This is a genomic window from Bradyrhizobium sp. HKCCYLS2038 (assembly GCF_051167655.1).
In the GTDB taxonomy this organism is placed as follows: Bacteria; Pseudomonadota; Alphaproteobacteria; order Rhizobiales; family Xanthobacteraceae; genus Bradyrhizobium.
In genome coordinates, this window is the sequence record NZ_JBNPTM010000001.1 from 1,370,232 (window position 1) to 1,381,845 (window position 11,614).

Here is an 11,614-nt window from a genome sequence, read left to right on the forward strand (position 1 = left end):
CCGGGTCGCTGTCGCTCTCGACCGGAGGCCTTTGCGGCGTGTCGGCGAGGGCCTGTGAGAGGGTGTAGCGTCCGCTGTCCTTCGCGTCGACCTTGGCGCGGTGAAAGGCCACGATCGCAGCTAAGGGATGCTCGAGGGTCCTTCAAGGCGGCAATTGCACACGCTGGCGCACGATCGTGCTGATCGGCGCTCTTATCTTGGGAACGAGATCTGGTTGCCGGCGTCCACGTTGATGATATTGCCGGTCGACTTGGCCGAGAGGTCCGAGGCGAACCAGAAAATGCCTTCGGCGACGTCTTCGGGCAGGACCGAGCGCTTGAGCATCGAGCGCTGGCGATAGACCTCCTCCAGATCATCAACGCCGACCTTGTTCGAGGCGGCACGCTGCGCGCGCCATTCGCCCTGCCAGATGCGCGAACCGCGCAGCACCGCATCGGGGTTGACGGTGTTGACGCGAATGCCGTGCGGCGCGCCTTCCAGCGCAAGGCAGCGCGCAAGGTGGATTTCGGCGGCCTTGGCGCTGCAATAGGCTGAGGCGCCGGGCGAGGCGGCCAGTCCGTTCTTGGAGGCGACGAAGATGATGGAGCCGCCGCTGTTCTGGCGCTTCATCAGGCGGAAGGCGGCGCGGGATACCAGAAAATAGCCGGTGGCCAGGATCGACATGTTGCGATTCCACAGCTCGAGCGTGGTGTCCTCCACCGCGGCCGCGGAAGCGATGCCGGCATTGGACACGACGATGTCGAGGCCGCCGAAGCGGACGACGAGCTCGGCAAAGGCGCGGTCGATCGCCGCCTCTTCGGTCACATTCATGACGACGCCGGCGACATTGTCCTTGCCGAAGCGTCGCGTGAAGCTGGTGACCGCCTCGTCCAGCGCGGCGGCGTCGATGTCGGCCAGAACCACGGCCGCGCCCTCGGCAGCCAGGCGCGCCGCGGTGGCCTGTCCGATGCCGCCGGCTCCGCCGGTGACGAGAGCGACGCGGCCGGCCAGCGATTTCGGCTTCGGCATGCGCTGCAGCTTGGCTTCTTCGAGCAGCCAGTACTCGATGTCGAACGCCTCCTGCTCCGGCAGGCCGACATAACGGTCGACGCCGGAAGCGCCGCGCATCACGTTGATGGCGTTGACGTAGAACTCGGCCGAGATCCGCGCCGTCGCCTTGTCCTTGGCGAAGGTGATCATGCCGACGCCCGGCACCAGATAGACCACGGCGTTGGGATCGCGCATCGCCGGCGAGTTCGGCCGCTTGCAGCGCTCGTAGTAGCCGGCGTAGTCGGCGCGATAGGCGGCGAGCAGCGGATCCAGCTCGGCGACGAGCCGGTCGATGTCGCCATTGGCGGGATCGAACGGCAGCACCAGCGGACGGATCTTGGTCCGGAGGAAATGGTCGGGGCAGGAGGTGCCGAGCGGCGCCAGCTCTGCAAGCGCGTTCGCGTTGACGAAGTCGAGCACCTCCGGGCTGTCGACGAAATGACCGACCTTCTTCTCGTCGGCGGAGATCCGGCCGCGGATCTCGGGCATCAGCCGGCGCGCCACGTCGAGACGCGCGGCGGATGGCAGCGCGGCGCAGCGCGCGCCGCGGAACACCGGCTTGGCCTCGTTGGCTTCGAGCCAATCGGCCGCCTTCTGGATGATGCGCAGGGTGGTCTCGTAGCAGGCCCTGGAGGTGCTGGCCCAGGTGAACACGCCATGACCACCGAGCACCACGCCGACATATTCGGGGTGCTCGGCAGCGAGCTTGCCGATCTTGAGGCCGAGATCGAAGCCGGGCCGCTGCCAGGGCAGATAGCCCATCTCGGCGCCGAAGATCTCGCGCGTCAGCTGTTCGGAGCGCGCTGCCGCGGCGATGGCGATGACTGCATCGGGATGGACGTGGTCGACATGCTCATAGGGCACGAAGGCATGCAGCGGCGTGTCGATCGAAGCGGCGCGCGGATTGAGATCGAACGTGCAGTGCGGCAGGTAGCCGACCATTTCATCCTCATGCGCGAGGCCGCGATACAGCCCTTTCAGCGCATTGAGCTTGTCGAGATAGAGCGTCGCGAACCCATCGCGCTTCATCGAGCCGATGTCGCCGCCCGAGCCCTTGACCCACAGCACGGTGACGTCCTGCCCCGTGAGCGGATCCCTTGCACTAACCTTGGCCGAGGTGTTGCCGCCGCCGAAGTTGGTGATCCTGAGATCCGAGCCGAGCAGGTTGGAGCGGTAGAGCAGGCGGCCCGGCTCGTCCAAGGTCGCGGCGTGGGCGTCATCCCAGGCGTTCACGAGGCGGGACGGGGCGGAGGAGACGGCAGACATCTCGGTCATCGGGCGTGTCCGTATCGTGCCGTGAGAAGCGGAGCGCCGGGCGTGCTGGCGGCAGCCCCCTCACTCGATCCTCCCCGCAGCTGTGGGCGTTTTGAGCAGGATAGGAGCCCGATGTGAGCGAGGTCAATCGTTTTTGATCGATATTGCGCTGCAATGATCGTTTTTGCCCTGCAAATGCGCATTTCGTTTGACGTTCGTGAGCGTGCGCGCCTACTCTTGATCGCCAGGGGAGGAGCGGCATGCTCGAGCGGGAGCGCTTTCAGATCATCTTACGGATGGCCGCAGACCTCGGCGTGGTCCCGATCGGCGATCTCGTCGCCGCAACCGGCGCATCGGCGGCCACGATCCGCCGCGACGTCGCCGAGCTCGCGGCGTCCGGGCAGATCCGGCGCGTTCATGGCGGCGTCGAAGCGCTCGATCTGATGCAGCCGCATACGCTCGCGACCCGGGCCTTCGACGTCAGCCAGACGCTCAACATCCATCGCAAGCGGGCCATCGCGCGCGCCGCCACCGATCTCTGTGTCGACGGCGAGTCGATCATCATCAATGCGGGGACGACGACCTTCCAGATGGTGGAATGGCTGGCGTCGCGACGCCTGCACATCCTGACCAATTCCTATCCGATGGCGCAGGAGCTGATCGCCCGCAGCGACAACCGCATCGTCCTGCCCGGCGGCGAGGTCTATCGCAAGCAGGGCATCATTGTGTCGCCGTTCGACGACGATGCCATCCAGCACTACTCCGCCTCCAAGATGTTCATGAGCTGCGCCTCGATCGGTCCGATGGGGCTGATCGAGGGCGATCCGCTGATTGCCCGCGCCGAGGCGAAGCTGTTGCGGCGGGCCCAGGAGCTGATCGTGCTGGCGGATCATTCGAAGTTCGACGCTCGCGGCGCCATTGCGGTGTGCCCGTTGTCGCGCGTGTCCAAGATCATCACCGACGATCGCGCGCCGCAGGCGGCGATCGACATGTGCTCCAGTGCCGGCATCGAGGTCATCGTCGTGCCCACTGAGGACACCAACGACAAGGCCGTGACGGCCGCGTGAAGACGATCCGCCCTGGCGGATCGAACTGATAAAGCCGCGACGGCAAGTCGCGGCTAACAAATGACAATGGGAGAGGAAACACCATGCAGTCCAATCGTCGTGACACATTGAAGCTTCTCGCCGCCACCGCTCTCGGCGCCACCACGGCCTCTTGGGCCGGCGTCGCACAGGCCGCGGAGAAGACGCGCATCGCCATGGTGGTGAAGGCGCTCGGCATCGGCTTCTTCGATGCCTGCCGGGACGGTGGTCAGGAAGCCGCCAAGGAGCTCGGCAATGTCGAGCTGATCTACACCGGGCCGACCACCACCACCGCCGAGGCGCAGATCCAGGTCATCGACGCGCTGATCGCCCAGAAGGTCGATGCCATCGTCATCTCCGCCAACGACACCAACGCGCTGGTGCCGGTCGGCAAGAAGGCCATGCAGCGCGGCATCAAGGTGATCTCGTTCGATTCGGGCATCGCGCCCGAGGGACGCATCATGCATCTCAACCCCTCGAACAATCAGCTCATCGGCAGCAAGTGCGTGCAGATGATGGCCAAGACGCTGAAGAGCGAGGGCGAGGTCGCCATCCTGTCGGCGACGGCGCAGGCGACCAACCAGAACATCTGGATCGAGGAGATGAAGAAGGAATGGGCCAAGCCCGACTACGCCAAGATGAAGCTCGTCACCACGGTCTATGGCGACGACCTCGCCGACAAGAGCTATCGTGAGGCGCAGGCGCTGATCAAGGCCTATCCGAATCTCAAGGGCATCATTGCTCCGACCTCGGTCGGCATCGTGGCGGCCGCCAAGGCCGTGGTGGATGCCGGGCTGGTCGGCAAGGTCTATGTCACGGGCCTCGGTCTGCCGTCCGAGATGAAGGGCGCTGTCGTGGCCGGTGCGACCGACACCTTCGCGATCTGGAATCCGATCGATCTCGGCTATAGCGCCACCATGATCGCCGCCGCTCTCATCGCCGGCAGCGCCACCGGCAAGGCCGGCACCTCGGTCAAGGCCGGCCGCATGGGCGAGATCAAGATCGGCGACAACAACGATGCCGCCATGGCCGATCCGTTCACCTTCGACAAGTCGAACATCGAGCAGTTTGCCAAAATCTTCTGATCAGCAAGATCTGCTGATCAGGCGTTCGACGCATGCACGCCCGGGCTCAGCCCGGGCTTTCATGAAATCCTGCACTGGGTCCCTGGCGAGCAAACGGGGACGACGAGCGGAGCCGTTGTGGCTCCGGTGCATTGCCGCGGGGCCGCGTCCTTGTCTGTTGCTTTCCAGATTCCTGTTCGACCCGACCCGACCGAGCCGGTCCTCGCGCTGACGGGACTCTCGAAGCGCTTTCCGGGTGTGCGCGCGCTCCACGGCGTGCATCTCGCGCTGCATGCGGGCGAAACGACGGCGCTGCTCGGCGAGAACGGCGCCGGCAAGTCGACGCTGGTGAAGATCATGACCGGCCTGTACACGCCAGATGCCGGGACGATCCGGGTCGGTGGCGTCGAGCGCAGCTTCGCGACGCCCCGCGAGGCCTGGGCGGCCGGCATCACCGCCATCCACCAGGAACCGACCATGTTCGATGAGCTGTCGGTGGCCGAGAACATCTTCATGGGCCATATGCCCGTGACGTCCCGGCGGCTGATCGACTGGACGCAGATGCGCGAGCGCACGCGCGAGCTGCTCGACCGGCTGGAGGCGGATTTCGCTCCCGACACCCCGTTGAAGCGGCTCGGCGTCGCGCAGAAGCACATGGTCGAGATCGCCCGCGCGCTCTCCCACGATGCCCGCATCGTGATCATGGACGAGCCGACCGCCGCGCTCTCCGCGCGCGAGATCGACGATCTGTTCCGGATCGTCGCCGACCTCAAGCGCCAGGGCCGGGCCATTCTCTTCATCTCGCACAAATTCGATGAGATCTTCCGCATCGCCGATCGCTGGACCTGCCTGCGCGACGGCACCCATGTCGGCGAGGGCCTGATCGTCGACACCAGCGAAGCGGAGCTCGTGCGGCGCATGGTCGGCCGCTCCATCGACCAGGTGTTTCCGAAGCGAAGCGTGGCCATCGGCAAACCGATGCTCGAGGTCGAGGGGCTCGCCAACGCGACAGAATATGCCGACATCTCGTTCAGGCTGCATCAAGGCGAGATCCTCGGCTTCTATGGTCTGGTCGGCGCCGGCCGCTCCGAAGCGATGCAGGGGCTGATGGGCATCACCCGGCCGACCCGCGGCCGAATCCTGATCGACGGCAAGGAGGCCCGCATCGCGGTGCCGGCCGATGCGATTGCGGCCGGCATGGCCTATGTGCCGGAGGACCGGCAGACGCAGGGCGCCGTGACCCAGCTCGGCATTCGCGAGAATATCAGCCTGGCAAGTCTCGGCACGGTGGCAGGCGGCACCGGCTTCATCGACTACGGCCGCGAGCTCGGCCGCGCCCGCAAGCTCGGCACCGATCTTGCGGTCAAGGCGGCGCATTGGGATCAGAAGCTGATGGAGCTGTCCGGCGGCAACCAGCAGAAGGTCGTGATCGCGAAATGGCTGGCGACCGAGCCCAGGATTCTCATTCTGGACGAGCCGACCAAGGGCATCGACATCGGCTCCAAGGCCGCCGTCCATTCCATCATGGTCGATCTGGCGGCCTCCGGTCTCGCCATCATCCTGGTCTCGTCGGAACTGCCCGAGGTCCTCGGCATGTCGGATCGCATCGTCGTGATGAGCGAGGGGCGCATCGCGCGCATCTTCGATCGCGCCGAGGCGACGCCGGAAGCGCTGGTCAGCGTGGCCGCGGGAGGTGCCGCATGATCCTTTTGATGTCACGCCGCGAGTGGGTGCTGGCCGGGATCATCGTGGTGATGACGCTGCTGATCGGCCTGCGCGCGCCGGTGTTCCTGTCGCCCGGCAACCTCTTGTTCATCCTCACCGACACCTCGGTGCTGTTCATGATGGCGCTGGCGCAGATGACGGTGATCCTGACCCGCGGCATCGATCTGTCAGTGGCCGCCAACCTGGCGCTGACCGGCATGATCGTGGCGCTGCTGTCCCGCACCATGCCCGGCCTGCCGATTCCGGTGGTGATGCTCGCCGCCATGCTGCTGGGCGCCGGGCTCGGCCTCGTCAACGGGCTCTTGATCGCCGGGCTCGAGATGCCGCCGATCGTGGTCACGCTCGGTACGCTGTCGATCTATCGCGGGCTGATCTTCGTGCTGGCCGGCGGTGCCTGGCTGACCTCGAAGGACATGACCGAGGCGTTCCTCGCGTTTCCGAAGGCCAGCATGCTCGGCATCCCGTCGCTGATATGGGTGGCGGCAGCGGTGGCGGTTGCGTTCGCCATCTTCCTCGGCCGGTCCCGCACCGGGCGCGGGCTCTACGCCGTCGGCGGCAACCCGGTCGCGGCGCGGCATTGCGGGGTCAACCTGAAGCGGCTGCAGCTGCTCGTGTATACGCTGACCGGCACGGTCTCTGGGCTCGCGGGCTATCTCTGGGTGGCGCGCTTCGGCATCGCTTATGCGGACATTGCCGCCGGCTACGAGCTGACGGTGATCGCCGCCTGCGTCATCGGCGGTGTCTCGATCGCCGGCGGCATCGGCTCGGTGCCCGGCACGCTGCTCGGCGCGCTGTTCCTCGGTATCGTCGCCAACGCGCTGCCGCTGATCAACATCTCGCCGTTCTGGCAGATGGCGATCTCCGGTGCGGTCATTCTCGCCGCCGTCATCGTCAACACGCGCTCGGAATGGAAGCCGCAGAAACTGATCCTGCGCGAGGCGCGGCAGGCCGCGGGAGGCAGGCGATGAGCGTGTCCGAGCATGCGCCGCGCTACCAGGTGGGGGATCGCAAGCCGTTCCGGCTGCTCGACCTGATCCTGGCTTGGGAGAGTGTGCTCGTTGTCCTGCTCATCACGGTCATCGTGGTGAACGCGTGGATCTCGCCGTATTTCCTCGATGTGTTCAACCTCTCAGACGCGACGGTCAATTTCTCCGAGAAGGCCATCGTCGCGCTCGCGATGGCGCTGTTGATCCTGGTCGGCGACATCGACCTGTCGGTGGCGGCGATCATCGCGCTCGCTTCGCTGGCGATGGGCCTCGCCTCGGTCGCCGGCATCCCCACACCCGGTTTGGTGCTGATCGGCCTCGGGATCGGCGCGGTGGCCGGCGCCTTCAATGGCCTGCTCGTCACCGGCATCGGGCTGCCCTCGATCGTCGTGACCATCGGCACCATGTCGCTGTATCGCGGCATCGCGCAGGTCGTGCTCGGCGATCAGGCGATCACCCGCTATCCGGCCGGGCTGCAGGCGCTGGGGCAGGGCACGCTGTTCGAGATGCCGCCGCTGCCCTGGTCGTTCGCGATCTTCCTGGGGCTCGCGCTGGTCATTGGACTCGTTCTCCACCGCACGACCATTGGCCGCCGCCTCTATGCGATCGGCAACAATGCCGTCGCCGCGCGCTACTCCGGCATTCGGGTCGAGCGCATCCGCTTCTGGCTGTTCGTGCTCTCCGGGCTTGCCGGCGGGCTCGCCGCCGTGCTGCTGACCGGCCGCATCGGCTCGACCCGTCCGAACATCGCGCTGGGCTGGGAGCTCGAGATCATCACCATGGTGGTGCTCGGCGGCGTCTCGATCTCGGGCGGATCGGGCAGCATTCCGGGCGTGGTGCTGGCGGTGTTCGTGCTCGGCTTCACCACCTTCGGCATGAGTCTCGTCAATGTGCCGGGTATCGTCATCAACGTGCTGCTCGGCGTGCTCCTGATTGCGGCGATCGCCGCGCCGTTGATCGTCCGCCGGCTGGTGAAAGGCAACCGATGACCCGCGAACGCATCGGCTTCAAGATGCATCTCTTTACCGGGCAGGAGGCGGAGTATCGCCGCCGCCATGACGCGATCTGGCCGGAGCTCAAGGCGCTGCTCACCGAGACCGGAATCCGCAACTACTCGATCTTCCTCGATCCGGAGACGCTGACGCTGTTCGGCTATCTCGAATGCGAGCCGGGGCACGGCCTCGCCGACCTCCCCGCTCACCCGGTGATGCGGCGCTGGTGGGACTACATGAAGGACATCATGGCTTCGAATCCGGATGGCTCGCCGGTGTCCGAGCCGCTTGTCGCCGTCTTCCACATGGCGTGACGCCAGCTCACGAGTTCAGACCATGGCCACGGCGGTGCTCGATATCGGCAAGACCAATGTGAAGGTCGCGCTGTTCGACGGCGAAGGCCGCAGGCTGGCCGAAACCAGCCTCCCGAACGCGTCGTTGCCGGGCCCGCCGTACCGGCACTACGACACTGGCATGATCTGGCGCTTTCTCTTGTCCGCGCTGGCGGAGCTCGCGCGAACCCACGCCATCGAGACCATCGTGCCGACCACCCATGGTGCGACGGTCGCCTTCGTGACGGACGATCCCGACGTCGACGAGGGCCTGGCGCTGCCGATCATGGACTATGAGGATCCGGTGGTGGAGGCGATCGAGCCGGACTATGCGCGGCTGCGTCCGCCCTTTGCCGAGACCTTCTCGCCGCCGCTCGGCAACGGGCTGAACTACGGCCGGCAGATCGCCTGGATGCGCAAGCACCATCCCGATCGCATGGCGGCTGCGCGCGCCATGCTGCCCTATCCGCAATATTGGAGCTGGCGGCTGTCCGGCGTGATGTCGGCAGAGCCGACCTCGCTCGGCTGCCACAGCGATCTCTGGGAGCCGGCCCATGGCCGGCTGTCCCGCCTGGCGACGGCGCTCGACGTGCATCGCCTGATGCCGCCGGTCGTGCATGCCTTCGATCGCATCGGCGCGATCCGTCCCGAGATCGCCGCCCGGACCGGATTGTCGCCGACGACGCGTATTCTCTCCGGCATTCACGATTCCAACGCCTCGCTGCTGCCGCACCTGCTGACACGGCAGGCGCCGTTCACGGTCATTTCCACCGGAACATGGGTGGTGATGATGGGCGTCGGCGCGCCGCTGGAGCGGCTCGATCAGCGCGCCAGCATGCTCGCCAATGTCGCGGCAGACGGACGGCCCGTCGCCTGCGCGATCTTCATGGGCGGGCGCGAATTCGATGTTCTGACCAAGGGCCATCCGGCAGTCGCGACGCTGGCCGATGTCGAGGCGGTGATCGGCGCGGGCGCGCTGGCGCTGCCGTGCTTTTCCGGCGAGGGCGGCCCGTTCGCGCAACACGCCGGCAGGATCGAGGGCACGCTGCCTGCGTGCGAAGGCGCCCGGGCGGCGCTCGCCACGCTCTACAGCGTCTTGATGACCGACCACATGCTGACGCGGCTCGGCGCCGACGCCGGCGCCCTCGTAGTCGAAGGCGGCTTCGTCAAATCGCCGCTCTATGCCGGGCTGCTGGCCGCGCTCCGTCCGCAGCAGCCGATGCTGATTGCCGATAACACCGCCGGCACCGCGCAGGGCGCAGCGCTGCTCGCCACCTGGCCGAAGCCGCCCGTCGATCTCAGCCGCCCGGTGTCTCCGCTCGTTCCCAAAGGTCTCGACAGCTATGTTCGGCGCTGGCGGGACCGCGTTCACCATCTCTGACATCCGCCCGTTCGCAGGAGTTTGCCCGTGACTGACCAGACCGTAGAAAAGGCCTTTGCGCAGGCGCAGGCGCATTTCGCCGCGACCGGCGTCGACGTCGAGGCGGCGCTCGCCAAGCTCGACCAGGTCGCGGTGTCGCTGCACTGCTGGCAGGGCGACGATGTCCGCGGTTTCGAGAATCCTGAGGCCGCGCTGACCGGCGGCATCCAGGTGTCCGGCAACTACATCGGCCGCGCGCGCACGCCCGACGAGCTCAGGGCCGACCTCGACCTCGCGATGTCGCTGATCCCCGGCCGGCTCCGGCTCAATCTCCATGCCATCTATCTCGACACCGACGAGAAGGTCGGGCGCGATGAGATCCAGCCAAAGCACTTCCAGTCGTGGGTCGACTGGGCCAGCCGCAAGGACATCGGCCTCGATTTCAATCCATCCTGCTTCTCGCACCCGCTCAGCGCCGACAACCTGACACTCAGCCATCCCGATCCCGGCATCCGCCGCTTCTGGATCGATCACTGCAAGGCGAGCCGCAGGGTCTCAGAGCATTTCGGTCGCTCGCTCGGCTCGCCGTCGGTCATGAACATCTGGGTGCCCGACGGCACCAAGGACTATCCGGCCGACCGCTTCGGTCCGCGCGCGCGCCTGCGCGACGCGCTCGACGAAGTGCTGGCGGAGCCGATCTCACCGGCCTTCCACAAGGACGCCGTGGAAGGCAAGCTGTTCGGCATCGGCGCCGAGGCCTTCACGGTCGGCTCCAATGAGTTCTACCTTGCCTACGCCGTGAAGCGCGGCACGCTGTTGTGTCTCGATGCCGGCCATTTCCATCCGACCGAAGTGATCTCGGACAAGCTCTCCGCGGTGCTCAGCCTGGTCGATGAGCTGCTGCTGCATGTCTCCCGGCCGATGCGCTGGGACAGCGATCACGTCGTGCTGCTCGACGACGAGACGCAGGCCATCGCGAACGAGCTGGTGCGAGGTGACGTGCTGCACCGGGTCGCGATCGGCCTGGATTTCTTCGACGCCTCCATCAACCGCATCGCGGCCTGGGTGATCGGCACCCGCAACATGAAAAAGGCCTTGCTCAAGGCGATGCTGGAGCCGCGTGCGGCGCTGCTGGAGGCCGAGGCGCACGGCGATGGCACCCGCCGCATGGCGCTGTTCGAGGAACATCGGTCGAGCCCGTGGGGCGCGGTCTGGGACTATTTCTGCCTGACGCGCGGTGCTCCGGTCGGCCTGCGCTGGCTGGATCGCGTCAAGGCCCATGAGCGCGACGTTCTCGTGCATCGATAAGCGCCAGCGAATGCTGACGCACCTGCCGTTAAGCTAGCTGAGAGCAAGGGCCGCAGCCGAAGCCGCCTTCACGCAGCCATTCTGCTGCGTGAGCGATGCGATCGCTACACGAACGAAAAGTTGACGTATCTGGAGCGGCGAGGCAGTTGCGACAAAATGAGAGCAAGCCCGCCGTTGAGATCATTGGTGGGCCCGGCAGGACTCGAACCTGCAACCAGACCGTTATGAGCGGGAGGATATCGGGCGCCTTCGTTGATTTTACTGCGGTTTGTTTGATTTCGATCGCATTTGCTGTCGTTTGTTCAGGTTGTTTCTGGTGCGAAATTGGTGCGGTAGCTGCATCGGCAGCAGCTCAACTTTTGCCTTAGTCTAGGCTGTTTGCTATTTGTTCCGAGATGTCTTCCCCTTTACGCTCCAAACGCGCACTCTACATTCTTGAGCAAGAATGTTGTCGGAGAGGGCAACTCTTGCGTTGCCCG

9 protein-coding genes are annotated in these 11,614 nt (G+C 66.0%); 8 read left to right on the forward strand and 1 reads right to left on the reverse strand.

The genetic code is table 11. The annotated features are described in order from the left end of the window. Positions 1–192: 192 nt before the first annotated feature. On the reverse strand, positions 193–2,295 hold the full coding sequence (locus tag ACQR1I_RS05885) for a bifunctional rhamnulose-1-phosphate aldolase/short-chain dehydrogenase (RefSeq protein ID WP_434867919.1): 2,103 nt from the start codon (positions 2,293–2,295) through the stop codon (positions 193–195). A gap of 248 nt (positions 2,296–2,543) precedes the next feature. On the opposite strand from ACQR1I_RS05885, the gene ACQR1I_RS05890 reads away from it, so the two are divergent. The 8 genes from ACQR1I_RS05890 to ACQR1I_RS05925 all read left to right on the forward strand — a co-directional run bounded on the left by ACQR1I_RS05890 (position 2,544) and on the right by ACQR1I_RS05925 (position 11,135). Continuing rightward, on the forward strand, positions 2,544–3,350 hold the full coding sequence (locus ACQR1I_RS05890; RefSeq protein WP_434867565.1) for a DeoR/GlpR family DNA-binding transcription regulator: 807 nt from the start codon (positions 2,544–2,546) through the stop codon (positions 3,348–3,350). 83 nt (positions 3,351–3,433) lie between these two features. Further along, positions 3,434–4,453: a rhamnose ABC transporter substrate-binding protein gene (gene rhaS / locus ACQR1I_RS05895; protein ID WP_434867564.1), complete on the forward strand. Its 1,020-nt coding sequence runs from the start codon at positions 3,434–3,436 to the stop codon at positions 4,451–4,453. Between the two features lie 150 nt (positions 4,454–4,603). Next, positions 4,604–6,136 carry a sugar ABC transporter ATP-binding protein gene (locus ACQR1I_RS05900; RefSeq protein WP_434867563.1) on the forward strand — a complete coding sequence of 511 codons (1,533 nt, stop codon included), beginning with the start codon at positions 4,604–4,606 and terminating at the stop codon, positions 6,134–6,136. Continuing rightward, positions 6,133–7,125 (forward strand): ABC transporter permease, encoded by a 993-nt coding sequence (locus ACQR1I_RS05905; RefSeq protein ID WP_434867562.1) that lies wholly within the window; start codon positions 6,133–6,135, stop codon positions 7,123–7,125. The genes ACQR1I_RS05900 and ACQR1I_RS05905 overlap by 4 nt, the downstream gene beginning before the upstream one ends. Continuing rightward, complete coding sequence (locus tag ACQR1I_RS05910; RefSeq protein ID WP_434867561.1) at positions 7,122–8,132, forward strand: ABC transporter permease; 1,011 nt, start codon at positions 7,122–7,124, stop codon at positions 8,130–8,132. The genes ACQR1I_RS05905 and ACQR1I_RS05910 overlap by 4 nt, the downstream gene beginning before the upstream one ends. Further along, positions 8,129–8,449, forward strand: a complete 321-nt coding sequence (rhaM, locus tag ACQR1I_RS05915; protein WP_434867560.1) for an L-rhamnose mutarotase — start codon at positions 8,129–8,131, stop codon at positions 8,447–8,449. The genes ACQR1I_RS05910 and rhaM overlap by 4 nt, the downstream gene beginning before the upstream one ends. Before the next feature lie 22 nt (positions 8,450–8,471). Beyond that, positions 8,472–9,848, forward strand: a complete 1,377-nt coding sequence (locus tag ACQR1I_RS05920) for an FGGY-family carbohydrate kinase (RefSeq protein ID WP_434867559.1) — start codon at positions 8,472–8,474, stop codon at positions 9,846–9,848. A 27-nt stretch (positions 9,849–9,875) separates the two neighbouring features. Continuing rightward, positions 9,876–11,135 (forward strand): L-rhamnose isomerase, encoded by a 1,260-nt coding sequence (locus ACQR1I_RS05925; RefSeq protein WP_434867558.1) that lies wholly within the window; start codon positions 9,876–9,878, stop codon positions 11,133–11,135. Positions 11,136–11,614 lie beyond the last annotated feature (479 nt).

Excerpts from the sequence above, each read along its gene's own strand:
- ACQR1I_RS05885 (WP_434867919.1), bottom strand. The coding sequence starts at position 2,295 with ATGTCTGCCGTCTCCTCCGCCCCGTCCCGCCTCGTGAACGCCTGGGAT.
- ACQR1I_RS05890 (WP_434867565.1), top strand. The coding sequence starts at position 2,544 with ATGCTCGAGCGGGAGCGCTTTCAGATCATCTTACGGATGGCCGCAGAC.
- rhaS (WP_434867564.1), top strand. The coding sequence starts at position 3,434 with ATGCAGTCCAATCGTCGTGACACATTGAAGCTTCTCGCCGCCACCGCT.
- ACQR1I_RS05905 (WP_434867562.1), top strand. The coding sequence starts at position 6,133 with ATGATCCTTTTGATGTCACGCCGCGAGTGGGTGCTGGCCGGGATCATC.
- ACQR1I_RS05910 (WP_434867561.1), top strand. The coding sequence starts at position 7,122 with ATGAGCGTGTCCGAGCATGCGCCGCGCTACCAGGTGGGGGATCGCAAG.
- rhaM (WP_434867560.1), top strand. The coding sequence starts at position 8,129 with ATGACCCGCGAACGCATCGGCTTCAAGATGCATCTCTTTACCGGGCAG.
- ACQR1I_RS05920 (WP_434867559.1), top strand. The coding sequence starts at position 8,472 with ATGGCCACGGCGGTGCTCGATATCGGCAAGACCAATGTGAAGGTCGCG.